Origin of the sequence: Synechococcus sp. YX-04-1 (assembly GCF_030546365.1) — a bacterium.
Taxonomy (GTDB): Bacteria; Cyanobacteriota; Cyanobacteriia; order PCC-6307; family Cyanobiaceae; genus Parasynechococcus.
Genome location: NZ_JAUONZ010000008.1, coordinates 20289 through 34577 on the forward strand (window position 1 = coordinate 20289; position 14289 = coordinate 34577).

Below are 14289 nucleotides of genomic sequence, written 5' to 3' on the forward strand. Positions count from 1 at the left end.
GCATTAAAAAAACTTGCCTTGCGACACCGTGAATGTTCTGGTGGGCACTGGATGGCGACAATCACCCGGTGCGACCCGGAACAGTAGGAACGGTTGAGCCATCAGGGGGTGATCGACTACCCCTGTGGCAATGAGCCATTAGGCCGATTTCTTTTGTATCGCTTGGCCACAAACTAATTGAGGGGCAAGTTTGGCGGCTTGCCTGCGTCGTGAAAAGGGGAGGCAGGGGAACGACCTTGCCTTTTTATTCACCAGCTTTTCCTCCAGACCGATGACCTTTCAGTGGTTTATGGCAGCTCGCAAGATTGGTAAACGCCTGGCATCAATCGAGCCACCCACTCTCCGCGAACTGAGCGACGAGACCCACGAAGTGATCTGTGGTGTCGCTGGCTGCGTGGTCAAAAAGAAGAAGCTGAGACGCATCACTGAGTAACTGCCCTCATCATTTGGTGTCGAGCCATAAAAAAGCCCACTTCAAGAGTGGGCCGGGTGATGGCGGCTTTAAACCTGAAGCTAGTCACCGCTACATGCAGCGTCGTATCAACCCAAAGAACAAACGAGATTTAAAGGCACCGCGCCCTTAAGTGACTGTGGAAGGATCCATATCTAGGTGATCTATGAGTACTATTTGTCCATGGCATCAACAAGTGGTGCAGATGGCCGGGTGATGGGGATTGCACGGCTTCGAACAACCGCTCCACATCTAGGGGCGGTTTTTTTTGTCTGCAGATTGGATTTATGGTTCGGTCAGCTGTAAAGCAGCAGCCACTGGCCTTGCGAGTCTTTAACGATGCTCAACGATTCGCTTCAGGCTAGGTCTCATTTTTTTTGAGCTTCTCGAAAGCTGCCATCACATTTGCAGTGGCTACCGCTTGAGACTCTCCAGTGTTTTGCATTCGTCTCTCTACAAGCTTTTCGATGAGTCTCTGCGTGGAGTCCATTCAGTCGTCGCTGCTTAGAACTCAACGGTGAACCAGGAGCGCCAGGACGTACCCGATCACGAGACCTTTGCTGAAGGTGAGCCAGAGCATTTGGTACTTGCTCAGACCAAACCGCTGCCTGAGCCGCTTGATGAATGTCTGATGCCAGAGAAGGACCGAGTTGGTCTCTTTGGCCTTTTTCGCTTTTTTGGATTTCTTGCCCATGATCCAAGGATGGCAGCGATTCCCTGAAACGCCCAATCCGCTCGACGACTCGGTGAGACAACAAAAAAGAGGGCGGCCCCTCAGCCATCCCTCTAGACGCATTCGGAGGCACCACTGCCTCATGAATCAGTCTGGTTCAGGTCGGTATGCAATGTGTAGCCCTACGAACTGAATTGCAGATGAATTAGGCGTTTTTTCCTAATGAGAGTCGTCATCGAGGCGTTTAGGAATGGACTACGCGCGTGCATCACTGCTTTTGCGCGAATGGGGGATGAACGATGCGGGTTCCCTCGCCCGCGTCTCCCTGGCTCCTCATCGACTTGTCAGAGTGCAGCGTCGCAACCTTGCTGCGGATCATTTGGTCACTGCCACTGCCTCGTTGGGACGTCACTGAACCAATGGAACCTGCATGACCATTGGCCGTTCAAAAGCATCAAGCCCCCGGGGGTGATTTTGTCCGCAGTTGAATCGAGTGACGGCTTGAGCCAGAACTGGTTTGTCGCAGCAATTCAGATGGCTTTCAGCACTGAGCAAGGCAAGGTAGAAACCACGAACTCCATCCGCATTGCAGCTGGACTCATCCTCGGGTTGGGTTGTTTCTCTGCGGTGCTCACCGGTGGGATCTTTGTTGGGCAGACCATCGGGGAGGGGTTGAGCATGCTCCAGACCATCGCTCCGGTTGAGGTCGACCCTCTTCGCTGAACCGTCTGATCAGATCAGGCTTCGACTTCAGCCTTGTCATCGGCTTTGTGATGGGCCTCAACTGAGGTTGCTTCAGCTGACTTGCTGCGAGGGCAGTCACCAGCGTTGGCGGCGCCGATAAAAACAACGACAGCCATGATCGTGACGATCACGGAGCCACCAAAGAAGGCAAGGTTCTGACCTTTCATGCGAGGTGTGTGCCGAGAGTGGGAAGAACCTAGTGCTGGATTCAGGCCTTGGGGGTGATGTGGGTGGCAAGGTCAGTGTTCACCCACCTGATGACGTCTATTGATCCTTGTTCTCTTTGTATCTGGGCAGGTCAGTCGGCTGAGCCAGCACGTAAACGACGGCTGCAGAAATGACCACAGTGACCACGATGAGAGCTGTGATGGCTGCTGAGTAATCGGTCACTGAGATCTCTTCAAATTGAAAGGTTAGTGCTGAAGCTTTGCTCTCCGCGTTTATTGCCTGAAAGCCCCTGCTTCAGGGGCTTTCAGGCAATAAACGTAATCAACGTCTAGCTGGCTGCAAGAGCCTGGCCGTGAATCGTCGTCATCGTGTTGTTCAGATCGCCTACGTCCCGAAGACCTTCGGCACTGAACCAGGGTGCGTTCTCCCAGCTGAAGCCTTCTCCAAATGTGTTGTCTGGTGCAGTGACGTACCAGTGACAATCCACGTCCGGCGTATCAACAGAGCACTGAGACCAGTCCGGCTGCCACTGAGGCACCTGAACCCACATCACTGCTGCAAAAACCAGGGAGAACAAGGCTTTCAGCATGATCTTAGGGCAACTTATCGAAACTTTACACGAATTAGTCTCAGTATTGGACCCGCTGAGCGACGTGCGCTGCAAGGTCAGCGTTGATCCAGTTGATGACGCCGGTTCGACATCAGCCACCTGAAACAGGATTGGAACCATCGATGGCAGTGACGATCACAACCTGAAGACTCAAGCGAGAACGGTCATCGGTAGTAAGTGACTCGATTCCTATCTGTCGAGTGGGGATACAACCGAAGTGCCGTGTTGTGCGTTCGAGGGCACACCGGTGGCGGAATCGCATCCCTCATCGCTCGACGCGATGTGATTCCGTCTTGTGCATCCAAACGTGATCGACGTCTAGGACGCAAAAGCAACCTTTGAGCGTGAAGGCTCCATGCTTCCCGTCACCAACTGAAGACGTGATCCCGAAGCTGACTTGTAGATCGAGGGCAACCAGCCGCAGCCTCATCAAGCTGCGTGTCCTCTCTGCTCCAAACGATGTACTGCGTTGAACGAAGCGATGGCCCCGATCAATGGGTTCAAGAACAATGCTTCAAGACTGAGTTCAAGGCGTTCATCAATGCACGAGCCAAATCGCTTGCTTTGTCGAACGTGTATCGAGTCATGTATCAAAGCCCTGGACTCTCAGGCGAAGTGGTGAGAGTTTCGAAAGGAAAGGCACTTTTGAATTCTGAAGACCGACTCGTTGGATAAGCCCCGTTCAGATCAGGGATCTTGTGATGGTTCCCCGTGGGGAATGGAACTGGAGTTGAGTGTCGATTTGTCCGCCCCTTGGGTCACCTGTTCCGCTGTAGCCAATCTCTCCACCAGGCTGAGGGTGTCATGAGGAGATAACTCGCCGTCATCGCCCCACTTGAGACTGGAAAGGTCAAGTGGGCACATACGGGAGCGTGATACTGCTTGGAAGCTATGAGCACCGAGATGCCTGCTGGGGCAATGCTCCCCGAAGATTCACGGAAGAAATCCTGAATTCGGTAACCCCTCGATACTCATTGGTTGGTCACGGCTTCATCCAGTCACGATCCTGCCTTCATGGCGGCAGGCAATCGGGAAGGGTGACTTCCTTTTTTGTGGCTTCTCCTCTGCCACATACCTCAACCACAAGCTGCTCCAAAACAGAAAACCCTGGAGTGACGGCTCCAGGGCTTCCCTTATTCAGCCGAAAAAGCCAGTTTCAAAACTCTCTCGGATTCGAGGAGGAAAACCCCAAGAGCATGGAAGATCTCAGGGTATTCACTCGACGACCGCCGACAGACTGCAGCATCTGCCGCCGGTGTGATCAATCAAACCGGTGCATCCGCTTCTCGATACCCCCATTAAGGGGGGGGGGCATCTGAGCGGTCATCGCAGCCACGGCGATTGCGTCACCTCCAGGGTGTATTCACCCGTTCGGGTGAAGCGCAGTGGGATGGCGTTGATGCGGATGTAGGTCTCGCCCTGCTCGGCAGCCAGAAAGCTGAACTCGTGCTCAGCGCTGTTCACCAGAACGTTGCCACTGCGCTGCATGAAGTCACAGCGGAAGGTTTCCACGGTGGTGTATGGGCCCTCGTAGCTGAGTAGTCGACAGGTCGAGGGCACCATTTCGGCTGCTGCCGGAATTGCTGAAGTGATGGCCAAGACTGCAGCCGCCAGGCTGGTTCGAATGCAAATCATCGGAGCACTCCGCAGTGCGTTGCGTTCGATTCGTGAACTCACTGTGCTGCCTCAGCCCCCTCCAGGCTTACCTTCTCGGTTGACTCGTCAGATTCTCTTAACTATTGCGGGGCGCGTCTGAAACTGATCTGCGCGATAGTTGAGCCACGCGTAGGGGCCGAGAGACCACGACGCGAGATCTGAATAACAGGAAGTCCCAATGAGCAGGAGAGGTATTCATCCCCTTTTGATGGGGTTGGACAAGCCCGACCGCAAACCAGATGAGTCTTCGCAGCCAATCGACCTCTCTGGCAATGAATCCGCTCAACGCAAGCGTTTCATTCGGTCGAAGGAAGAAGAAACAGGCAACCAGCAGGCTGCATGATCTTCCATCAAACGAGTGATCAGGGCGCAGGTTAGACCAACCATCAGCTTGATCATGCAACCGCTTTTCCTGACGGAAGAGCGGTTTTTTTGTGTAAAGGAATGCGTTAAGTACCTATTGATTTTGCAGGGGAGAGGAGTAGAGATAAGTCAGCGACAAGGAGAGAGATGGTCACGATTTGTTCAGGTTTTTTCGATCTGTGCATTCCCCTCAATGCATTTGACAAGACGCAGCTAGAGCAGGCTGATGAGCCCAAGCAAGCGATGAAATCCCAGCACGATCTGTACTGGGAGGAACGTTGCGACAAATCCCCCACTGCGCCTGGATGCAAGATCTACGACGACTGAGCGCAGCACGTCTCAGTTGAGGTGATTGTGGCAATGCAAGCCATTGTCGTTTGTTGAATTGGGAGGCTCTGGCGAACCGGCTTGCGTTTGTTGTTCACATCCGCTGATCTCCCCGCTTCTTAACTGCGGGGAGAAGGCAACCGCTTGCTTCGATTTCTGCGGATCACACTTGATTGAATTTTGAACACCAATTGATCATTCAATGGTGAGAATAAATGAAAAACAAAATTGTCGTTCTCGACACGAATGTTCTGCTTCACGATCCTGAGGCTCCACATCGTTTTGGCGACTTGAGAGTTGTGATCCCCATGCAAGTGGTTGAAGAAATCGACCGCTTCAAAAAAGATCACTCTGAAAAAGGGCGGAATGCTCGGCGGATTTCAAGGCTCCTGGATTCCTATCGAGCCCGCGGAAGTCTTGCTGATGGTGTTCCCATCGAGGGCACCAATCACGGCTTGCTGCAGGTGATCTTCTGTCAGGCCCAAGCCCTTCAGGAATTACCGGCAGAGTTGCAGGGGGGCGGCGGCGACAACAACATCCTCGCCGTGGCTCTCGAGCAGATGCGATGCAGTGGGCTGAAGCAGGCGCCCGAGGTTGTGCTGATCAGCAAAGACATCAACCTGCGAATCAAGGCTGATGCGGTGGGCCTGCAAGCCGAGGACTACGTCAACGACAACGTCTCGATCGACGATCTCTACTCAGGGTTCCGTGAACTCAGCACCGATGCGGAGACGATCAAGACCCTGCATGACGAGGATCAGCTGCCTTTGGAGGCTGTCACCGATCCCGACGGGCAGCATCTCCAGGCCAATGAAGGCGTTGTGCTGGTGGATCAGCGCAACGACAGCCACACCCTGCTTGCTCGGCATCAAGGCAACAGCAACGCCATCAAACCGCTGCACTGGCTGAATCGCGCCCATTTGGGACGGATCAAGGCGAGAAACCGGGAACAGAGCTTCGCGCTGGATTTGCTGCTCGATCCATCCGTCGCTCTAGTGACTCTGGTGGGCAAGGCGGGCACAGGCAAAACGCTGCTGGCCATCGCTGCTGGGTTGCACCAGGTGGCCGATACCCACCAATACGCGCGCCTGTTGGTGACGCGTCCGCCGATCTCCCTTGGTAAGGACATTGGCTATCTGCCCGGCACGCTTGAGGAGAAACTCGGCCCCTGGATGAAGCCGATCATCGACAACATCGACTTCATCACCGGTTCCTCCTCTGGCGAGAATCCTGAGCAGACGAAGAAACAGCGGCACCGCGAACCACGGAATGCCTGGGCCGATCTGCAAGGGATGGGCTTGTTGGAGGTTGAAGCGATTAACACCATCCGCGGCCGATCGATTCCCCATCAGTTCCTGGTGGTGGATGAGGCGCAGAACCTGACGCCCCTGGAAGTGAAGACGATCGTGACGCGGGTGGGTGAAGGGACCAAGGTTGTTTTCACCGGTGATCCTTATCAAATCGACAATCCCTATGTCGATGCCGAAAGCAACGGACTCACCTGGCTGGTGGAAAAACTCAAAGGTCAGCCCCTGGTTGGGCACATGACTCTCACCAAGGGCGAGCGCAGTGAACTGGCTGAACTGGCGGCCAACATCCTCTGACGCGAGACAACACAGCCGACACCAATGACTGTTGAACACATGACTCAATTTCCAGAACCTTCAACACCTGAGCAAGCCAACCTGGATGCAATTCTGAATTCCCCCACCTACAGAATTGCCCATGAAGATCACGACTTGCTGAACAGCAGCGACATGCGTGGTGTGCGCATGCTGCTTGAAATCACCAAGCCGGATCTGCATTTAGAAACAGCGGGGATCGAATCGACGATCATTGTTTTTGGTGGCGCCAGGATCGTCGACAAAGACACTGCTGCAGCGAAGCTGGTGCAAGCAGAGCAGCGCCTGATTGAACAGTCCGACTCTTCAAGCTTGAAGCGAGCGGTGACCCATGCTCAACACCTTGTGGACCTGTCGCGTTTTTACGACGCAGCTCGGGAATTCGCTTATTTGGCTTCCCTGCACGGGCAGTGCAACAGGGAAGCAAGCGATGACTGCTCATCCCACGTGATCGTGACCGGCGGTGGGCCGGGAATCATGGAAGCCGCCAACCGGGGTGCCTTTGAGGCCGGCTGCCGGTCGATTGGACTGAATATCACGCTTCCGTTTGAACAACATCCCAATCCATACATCAGCCCCGATCTGTGCTTCAAGTTCAACTACTTCTCGCTGCGCAAATTCCATTTTGTGATGCGCTCCGTTGGAGCCATTCTCTTCCCGGGCGGCTTTGGCACGCTCGATGAACTGTTTGAGCTGCTCACTTTGCGGCAGGTGGGTACCAAGGGAACCATGCCTATTGTTTTGTTCGGAACAGACTTCTGGAAACGACTTATTGACTTTGACTACCTCGCCCAGATGGGCCTCATCTCAGAGGATGATCTCGATCTGATTCATTTTTCGGATACCGCAGAAGAGGCTTGGGACTTCATTCGCCGCCGCGCCGAAGCAGATCCTGAGGCCTGCTCCTGCTGATCAGAACAACAAATTGGGTGATATCAAAGTAGCCTTCGCCACATCCTTGCTGCGATCCAACTCAGGTCCTCCATGGAGTTACTTGCTTTTCTATTGGCTGTCCTGGCGATTGCTTTCTTTCTCGCCAAGGCGATCGGCAAGCGTGGAGCTCGGAAGGTCAAGATCAAGAGGCCCATCAGGGCATCTGGCTTTCGAGAGGCTCGATCCGCTGAGTTCCGAGCAGAAGCTTCTGAGTTAACGACGTCATCATCGTTGGTGGCTTTGGAGGAGCCGCCTGCACTGTCCAAGCCGCCTCTGGTGGACACTGTCGATGGCGATCTTGACTGGATTTACGGATCCCAGTGCGCGGGCAAAACCCCTGGAGAGATCTTGGGGATGATGTTCCCTCAGGCGCGCCTCGTTGAGAAGCAAGATTGGACGTCTCTGAAGAACTCTGCAGAGAGCAAAAAGGATCTTGATGTGATGCTGGCCTGTTGCAAGGCCGAGATTGAGACATCTCAAAGCCAGCTTGTGTTCCCTCAGCCTGAATGTTTCAAGTGTGTTGCACGGCTTCTTCGCAAGCGGAAGGACTATGCCCGCGAGCTGAGTGTTGTTGAGCTCTATTGGCAGCTTTGCGACTCGGTTTATGAGGAGGTGAAGCGGCGAGTCGGCCTGAGGGCCCAGCTCATGGCCCAGCATTCAGCTTTAAAGGCTGGTTTTCAAAAACGCTACGATAAAGCCCGTATTTTGCTAACCACAAAGAGTGAGAATGCTGCACTAATGCCTCATTAGTTGTACGCAACCTGTAGTTGTCTTTCCGAAGTTGTTAGTATTTAAGTTGTGATACAAAATTATACTTTGAGGTTTAAGTATTACGTCAATGTGGTTCGGCTTTCAATTTTCTTATGTCTTCTTTTACGTGCCATTAACCGCGTGATGCCAATGTTTTGGTGTTGAACCTGCGGACATTTGGTCCTGTCCACTATGGCCTCAGACCTGAGCGATGAAGCCCTCCAGGATTCTCTTTCAGTCCGATTGGCGAGCATTCGCCGCAGCCGTTATTGGATGAATGTCACGGACATCGGCGAGGCGCTCCATGATTTGCGCCCGGCGGTGATTGACTTGATTGACTTGTTGGAGGAGGTTCAGCAACTCAAGCCAGAGGTTGTCCCCTATGACCCCAGCCGAGATGCCGATGTTGCCCTGCTGGAAGATATCGCCTACCTCCTCACTCGTTTGGCGAGGCTGATGAAACATCAAGACGAGAGTCTTCCCTCCAAGTAATGCTTGAAGTCTGAGCGAGAACTAATCCATTAGCCAGTCAAAATCATCGTCTGTTTCCCAATCCCTGCTCTTTTTTGACCTGCGTTTCCTTGGTTTGGCCTGTTCATCGACAAACGGCGGTGGAGGAAGCAAGACCGGCAGGACAGGCGTGGCTTGCTTGTTCACTTGATATGGAATCACCTGCAGCCGTATTGGTTCCCCCGCCTGTGCAGGCACCACAGCGCAAACCGCCAATGCCAACATGAGCCTTCGCACGACACTCTGTTTTTGAGTGATGCTCATCTTCGGTTACAGCGTTGATCAGGTGCCTGTGCTGTAACGCACATTGGCTTGGGCTCAAAAGTCGTGAAATTCTTTGTCGCGTGTGTTCCTCAATACGTACATCTCTTTGTGTCGCATAGCACCATTGAGGTTGGTGTCATGGTGCGGTGACTTTTCAGCAGTTGCTACGTGGATTGAGATTCTTGGTTGCAGCTGGCTTGTTGGGATGGGTTGTTTGGTTGTTTGTGGAACACCAGCGCCTCCACGATCGGGGTTGCCTGACCGAATCGGCATGGACCACACAAAATGATGAAATTTACGATCGCGAGCTGAAGGTTGAATGATGTTTAAGCGCTTTTCGTTTTCCAGCCCAGTTTGGCTGATTCCTGCTTTTATAGTCACAATTGCCTGTGTCATTCAGACCATGCACGTCGTTGAGCATGGCCGCTATTGCAAAACCAGTGATGAATGGCGCCAGATTTACGATCAGTAGGTTTCATTCCTGAATCTTCCGATTCGTGGCATTGGTTTTTCAAGGCATTCTGATCTGGTGTGCTCCATGATACTTGCATTCTGGTTTGATTGAATTAGATATGGTCGATATATTTTTGGCCAATGTCTTCTAGCTCCCTTTCTCTTGAACAGTCACTCGATGCTCCTCCGGATCAACATTTAAAGCAGTTGATTCGTGAAGCTCTTGGTGAACTGGCTAATTCACCGCTGGATGGCGCAGATTACAACAGGGTTGTAGAGGCCTTCGTGCGTCGGAATCTGATTTAAATCCTTGTCTGGATTATGGCGGTAACGCTCAAAACCTGGTCATATTGTTTCTTGTCAAGCCGATGACTTTGCGCCGCCGCTCCGTTCTTTCCCTGCTTGGTCTCGGCACTGCCGGCATGGTGACAGCCCGCGTCCTCTCTGATGGATCTTTTGATCCATTGGCTGAACGGGTGGGTCGTCGGAGTCGACCTTTCGACCCCGTTCGTGTTCCCCTCCCGGTGGAGGGTGATGGCTTAACGGCTTCCGAGCAGCACAACGTTTATCGCGACATCTCTCTAGGAGACCGCCTCACGCTGCCAGATGGATTCAGCGCCGATTTGCTGGCGGCCTGGGGAGACCGTCTTGGAGACAGCCGTTTCGGCTTCAACAACGACCACCTTGGTTTCGTGCAGTACGGGGCTGATCAAGCCTCGATGACCGTCAACTTCGAATACATCAGTGCGTTGCCTTGGGCTGAGGGTTTCGAGGATGTGATCGGTCAAGCTCTGCCGTTTTCACGCCTGGTGGAGCAGCTGGCCCCGGCCGATGGCGAAATCGATTGCACAGCACTGCCCGCTGGGGATCCCTTGCTGAATCTGATCCGGGCTGTGGCTGATCAAGCCATGACGGATCTGGGGGTCGGGGTGATGAGCTTGCGGCGTGATGCCCAGGGGCATTGGGTTCGTGCCGACGCCGCCACTGATCGACGCATCACCGGCATCACGGGGCTGAGCGATCCCTCCCAGCGATTGGTCAGTACAGGACCCGCTGTGGCGGTGTTCCGCGCACGACAGCGCCTCGGCTACGACGATGGCCTTGGTGATGGCATCGTTGGCAGCTTCGCCAACTGCGGTGGTGGCATCACCCCCTGGGGCACGGTGCTGAGCGCCGAAGAAAACATTCAGTCGCAGGTGCCAGAGGCGGTGTATGCCGATGGCAGCTCAGTGCCTCCATCGGAACGGCCGTTTCTCTGCCGCGAAGGAAAGCTGGCCGGGCTGGGCAATGTCTACGGCTTGGCGGGCAACAAATACGGCTGGATGGTGGAGGTCGATCCGCAGCGCTCAGGCAATGCGGTGTGCAAGCACACGGCCCTTGGACGCTTCCGTCACGAGGCTGTTGCGGTGAGGGCCCAGGCCGGTCTGCCGCTTCAGGTGTATTCGGGTTGCGACCGCCGCGGCGGGCATCTCTACAGGTATGTCAGCAGCGGCAGCGTGACCGACGTCGCTGACAAAGCGAATTCAAGGCTGCTGGAGGCTGGTGAGCTTCAAGTGGCCCGCTTCCATGCCGATGGCTCTGGCGAGTGGTTGCCATTGACTCCAGATGCCGTTGTGGATCCTTTCCGGCCGAGTCGTTTCAGCGAAGCGAACCTCACCTGCCCCGTGGAGCTGCCCCACCGCGACCGCGCCCAAGCCGGTGCGGAGCTGTTTCGTGACGATGCCTCCGTTGAAGCCTATGCCCGTCAGTTCCGCACGCTGGCCGATCTGTATAGAGGCGAGGGTGATGGACTCCAGGGAGCCATCCTGATCGATGCACATCTGGCCAGCAGTGCCATCGGTGCCACGCCAACAGCCCGCCCGGAAGACACCAAGATTGACCCGATCAGCGGTGATCTGCTGATCGCCTTTACCTCGGGTTCCCCCGGGGGTCGGGGCGGTGCCGATCCGGCTGTGTTCCGTGGTCCGGAGGGCCAGAGCAGCTGGGGCCATGGCTGGGTGATGCGTCTCACGGAGCGTGGGGAGCGCGGTTTCCGCTGGACCATGGCTGTGACCGGCGGCGAGCCCTGGGCTGGAGGTCTTGGGCTGACCAATCCTGACAACCTGGCGCTGGATCAACGGGGCAATCTCTGGATCGTGACCGACCGCTCGATGAAGTCGGCCGCCGGTGATGTGTTCGGCAACAACAGCTGCTGGTGGGTGCCGCGGGATGGCGGCTCAGCTCTTTGCTTCGCTACCGGCCCGACGGAATGTGAGCTCACTGGGGTATGCCTGGACCAAGAGGAAACCAGCATTTTTTTAGCGGTGCAGCACCCCGGTGAGGTCAATGGCGCCAGGTCGCCCGGTGATTTTGAGTTTCAGTCGCACCGGCTGGTGGATCGTGAGGGTGAGACCTTCGATCAGCTGCGTCAGGTGCCATTGGGGTCCAATTGGCCGGCCCAGGCTCCGGGTCGCCCCCCCCGTCCCGGTGTGGTGGCCATCCATCGAGCCAATGGCAAACCCCTTTTGGCGGGTTGAGTTGGCTTCGGGAGCATTCATAGGTTCAGGCCTGCACCACCCAGGACCACCGCTTGAGATCCATCTGAGCTCTCGCTCAGATGCCTGGGTGCTCCACAACACACGCCAGCAATGAATCCGCTGCAACGCTGAATTGCTCTGAGCAATGCGCGCAATTGCCGTTGTTGACGTCCCGTCGCGTCCTCATCGCCGCTGCCCTTTTCGCCGTGATCTGCCTGGGTCTGCAGGCCTGGCGTTCTTGGGTTCTGCTGGCTAGCTACGACCAAGGCATTTTTCAGCAGGTGCTTTGGAACAGCCTGCACGGCCATTGGTTCGAGAGCACCCTCTCCTCGCAGCTTTCCACCAACGTGGAGCACGCCGGAGAGCTGCCTTCGGTGGATTACGAACGGCTTGGTCAGCACTTCACGCCAACCCTTCTGCTCTTTGCTCCATTGCTGGGGCTGCTCGGGGGAGCCGCCCTTCCGCTCGTGCAGGTGGGCCTCATCACTGCCGCAGGTCTTGTCTTGCATCGCCTCGCCAGTGGTTGTTTGCCGGAACGCATCGCCAACTGGATCGCCTACGGCTACTACGGCGGCAATGCCTTGATCGGCCCCACCCTCGGCAACTTCACGGATCTCTGTCAGCTGCCTTTGGCCGTCTTTGTGCTGATGCTTGGCCTGGTGGAACGGCGCACCATGCTGATCCTGCTGGCCGCCGGCCTGATGCCCCTGATCAGAGAGGACACGGGGGTGCTTCTGGTGGCGGTTGGCTTTTGGCTAGTCGTGCGCCAACGCGATCGCTGGCTCTTGGCTTTGGCACTGATCAGCTGGGGCGGTGGATGGGTGTTGCTGTGCACCAACGTTTTGATGCCGCTGTTCTCCGATGACAACGCCAAGCGTTTCATGGTGGAGAACTTCGGTCAGTACCTCCGCGGCGAGAACAGTGAGGGAAGCAACAGTCTTGTGGTTCTCCAACGGATGTTGACTCAGCCACTTCTGCTGCTGCAGCAACTGGTGGATCCCCCCGGAGGGACCATTCGCTACCTCCTCGGCCACAGCCTCCCGTTTCTCTTCTTACCCCTGATCAGCCTCGATGCCTGGCTGCTGGCGGGCCCAAGCCTGTTGGGACTGTTCCTGGCTCAGGGAGCGAACAACCCCCTGGCGATCACCATTCGCTACACCCTGCTGGTGGTGCCTGGCTTCGCCCTTGGCACCCTGTTCTGGTGGCAGCGGCGCCCCTATCTACAGCTCGGCCCTCGGATCAGGCTGGCTTGGGGTGCAGCCATCAGCCTCTCTCTGCTGCTCACGTTGACCAGCAATCCCCATCGCAGCCTCTCGTTTCTTGTTCCTGCCAGCGTGCAGCCATGGGTGCACAGCAGCCCGGCTGAGCAATGGAGCCATGGTGCAGCTGCACGGCGTGCTTTGGCTGTGATTTCTCCGCAGGCCAGCGTTGCGGCGAACACACCCCTGGTGCCTCTTCTTGCCCGCCGCGAGGTGTTGGTGCGCTTTCCTTTCAATACCGGCTATCTGGATCGCAAGGGCCGGCCTCAGAGCGTGGACTGGGTTGCCGTGGACCTCGATTTGCTTGAGCGTTACGGCCAGGCCTTCGCAGGAGATTGGCGTCAGCTCCGCAACAGCAAGCGCTGGATTGAACAGCACCGCCAGGTCTATCGCGTTCAATCCCTGGATGATGGCGTTGTGGTGCTCCAGAAGGAAGGCCCGATTCATGCCGAATTCGAAATCGCTCTGGACCAGCACCTGCAGCAACCACTCCCAGCCAATCCGCGCCGACGGGGCTCATGAAACGCTGCCGTACCAGCTTCGTCGGATGAACTAAAGCCAGGTTCAGAACTTCATCGACGGGCAGGTGATTGATCTGGATGTAAAAAATCTTCAATGCGGAAGACTTGCACTCACTCGATTCACTTCATCGCAACGAAATGAACTCACTCCTGTACCTAAGCAAGGGGGTAAGTTGTATCTGTCTTCTGTCCGTCTCGCGCTTGATCTCGGATTATTCCTGAGGTGAGGTCTTAAGAATCCATGCGCGTCTGTTGACGGGTAAGCCTCTACAGGCGTTCATCACGGCTTACTAGCGGCCTGCGCATTGTTCTGTTCTCACGCTTTGTTCAGCGAACGCACGCTCGGATGCCAATTTCCAGGGGTTCGGTATGACAAGCGCAAAGATCAAGAGTGCCCAAGGAAATAGGCTGAGTGGTTTTTCAGTCATTGATATCGAGCACTAACCAATAATCTTTGCTGAGCTGGTTT

The 14289-nt window shown here is 55.5% G+C and carries 14 protein-coding genes; 9 read left to right on the plus strand and 5 right to left on the minus strand.

What is annotated here, in order from left to right; genetic code table 11:
- The first annotated feature begins 968 nt into the window (after positions 1–968).
- Both Q3Y53_RS12230 and Q3Y53_RS12235 read left to right on the plus strand, forming a co-directional pair.
- A complete protein-coding gene (locus Q3Y53_RS12230; RefSeq protein WP_226424103.1) occupies positions 969–1172 on the plus strand; it encodes a hypothetical protein in 204 nt (67 codons plus the stop codon).
- Between the two features lie 486 nt (positions 1173–1658).
- Entirely contained in the window at positions 1659–1847 is a 189-nt protein-coding gene (locus tag Q3Y53_RS12235; RefSeq protein WP_303536471.1) for a hypothetical protein, read from the plus strand.
- Between the two features lie 14 nt (positions 1848–1861).
- Here Q3Y53_RS12235 and Q3Y53_RS12240 read toward each other — a convergent pair whose 3' ends face one another.
- From Q3Y53_RS12240 to Q3Y53_RS12250, 3 genes are all read right to left on the minus strand, one after another.
- A complete protein-coding gene (locus tag Q3Y53_RS12240) occupies positions 1862–2035 on the minus strand; it encodes a hypothetical protein (RefSeq protein WP_226424101.1) in 174 nt (57 codons plus the stop codon).
- A gap of 329 nt (positions 2036–2364) precedes the next feature.
- Entirely contained in the window at positions 2365–2625 is a 261-nt protein-coding gene (locus Q3Y53_RS12245; protein ID WP_226424435.1) for a hypothetical protein, read from the minus strand.
- A gap of 1344 nt (positions 2626–3969) precedes the next feature.
- On the minus strand, positions 3970–4323 hold the full coding sequence (locus tag Q3Y53_RS12250; RefSeq protein WP_226424100.1) for a hypothetical protein: 354 nt from the start codon (positions 4321–4323) through the stop codon (positions 3970–3972).
- A 193-nt stretch (positions 4324–4516) separates the two neighbouring features.
- Between Q3Y53_RS12250 and Q3Y53_RS12255 the strand changes: the two genes are divergently transcribed.
- The 5 genes from Q3Y53_RS12255 (at position 4517) to Q3Y53_RS12275 (ending at position 8789) form a co-directional block, all read left to right on the plus strand.
- On the plus strand, positions 4517–4645 hold the full coding sequence (locus Q3Y53_RS12255; protein WP_255613461.1) for a hypothetical protein: 129 nt from the start codon (positions 4517–4519) through the stop codon (positions 4643–4645).
- A gap of 562 nt (positions 4646–5207) precedes the next feature.
- Entirely contained in the window at positions 5208–6596 is a 1389-nt protein-coding gene (locus Q3Y53_RS12260; protein WP_303536476.1) for a PhoH family protein, read from the plus strand.
- A 24-nt stretch (positions 6597–6620) separates the two neighbouring features.
- Positions 6621–7526 (plus strand): LOG family protein, encoded by a 906-nt coding sequence (locus Q3Y53_RS12265; protein ID WP_226424098.1) that lies wholly within the window; start codon positions 6621–6623, stop codon positions 7524–7526.
- 72 nt (positions 7527–7598) lie between these two features.
- Positions 7599–8297: a hypothetical protein gene (locus tag Q3Y53_RS12270; protein ID WP_303536482.1), complete on the plus strand. Its 699-nt coding sequence runs from the start codon at positions 7599–7601 to the stop codon at positions 8295–8297.
- 192 nt (positions 8298–8489) lie between these two features.
- Positions 8490–8789, plus strand: coding sequence for a hypothetical protein (locus Q3Y53_RS12275; RefSeq protein WP_303536485.1), 300 nt, complete (start codon positions 8490–8492; stop codon positions 8787–8789).
- Between the two features lie 21 nt (positions 8790–8810).
- Here Q3Y53_RS12275 and Q3Y53_RS12280 read toward each other — a convergent pair whose 3' ends face one another.
- A complete protein-coding gene (locus tag Q3Y53_RS12280; protein WP_226424095.1) occupies positions 8811–9071 on the minus strand; it encodes a hypothetical protein in 261 nt (86 codons plus the stop codon).
- 54 nt (positions 9072–9125) lie between these two features.
- Positions 9126–9467 carry a hypothetical protein gene (locus tag Q3Y53_RS12285; RefSeq protein ID WP_303536491.1) on the minus strand — a complete coding sequence of 114 codons (342 nt, stop codon included), beginning with the start codon at positions 9465–9467 and terminating at the stop codon, positions 9126–9128.
- 425 nt (positions 9468–9892) lie between these two features.
- On the opposite strand from Q3Y53_RS12285, the gene Q3Y53_RS12290 reads away from it, so the two are divergent.
- Positions 9893–12040 carry a PhoX family phosphatase gene (locus tag Q3Y53_RS12290; protein ID WP_303536494.1) on the plus strand — a complete coding sequence of 716 codons (2148 nt, stop codon included), beginning with the start codon at positions 9893–9895 and terminating at the stop codon, positions 12038–12040.
- 164 nt (positions 12041–12204) lie between these two features.
- The gene (locus Q3Y53_RS12295; RefSeq protein ID WP_303536497.1) at positions 12205–13821 is read left to right on the plus strand and encodes a DUF2079 domain-containing protein; all 1617 of its coding nucleotides are present in this window, start codon (positions 12205–12207) and stop codon (positions 13819–13821) included.
- The last annotated feature ends 468 nt before the right edge of the window (positions 13822–14289 follow it).

Excerpts from the sequence above, each read along its gene's own strand:
- Q3Y53_RS12235 (WP_303536471.1), top strand. The coding sequence starts at position 1,659 with ATGGCTTTCAGCACTGAGCAAGGCAAGGTAGAAACCACGAACTCCATC.
- Q3Y53_RS12240 (WP_226424101.1), bottom strand. The coding sequence starts at position 2,035 with ATGAAAGGTCAGAACCTTGCCTTCTTTGGTGGCTCCGTGATCGTCACG.
- Q3Y53_RS12245 (WP_226424435.1), bottom strand. The coding sequence starts at position 2,625 with ATGCTGAAAGCCTTGTTCTCCCTGGTTTTTGCAGCAGTGATGTGGGTT.
- Q3Y53_RS12260 (WP_303536476.1), top strand. The coding sequence starts at position 5,208 with ATGAAAAACAAAATTGTCGTTCTCGACACGAATGTTCTGCTTCACGAT.
- Q3Y53_RS12265 (WP_226424098.1), top strand. The coding sequence starts at position 6,621 with ATGACTGTTGAACACATGACTCAATTTCCAGAACCTTCAACACCTGAG.
- Q3Y53_RS12270 (WP_303536482.1), top strand. The coding sequence starts at position 7,599 with ATGGAGTTACTTGCTTTTCTATTGGCTGTCCTGGCGATTGCTTTCTTT.
- Q3Y53_RS12275 (WP_303536485.1), top strand. The coding sequence starts at position 8,490 with ATGGCCTCAGACCTGAGCGATGAAGCCCTCCAGGATTCTCTTTCAGTC.
- Q3Y53_RS12280 (WP_226424095.1), bottom strand. The coding sequence starts at position 9,071 with ATGAGCATCACTCAAAAACAGAGTGTCGTGCGAAGGCTCATGTTGGCA.
- Q3Y53_RS12285 (WP_303536491.1), bottom strand. The coding sequence starts at position 9,467 with ATGACACAGGCAATTGTGACTATAAAAGCAGGAATCAGCCAAACTGGG.
- Q3Y53_RS12290 (WP_303536494.1), top strand. The coding sequence starts at position 9,893 with ATGACTTTGCGCCGCCGCTCCGTTCTTTCCCTGCTTGGTCTCGGCACT.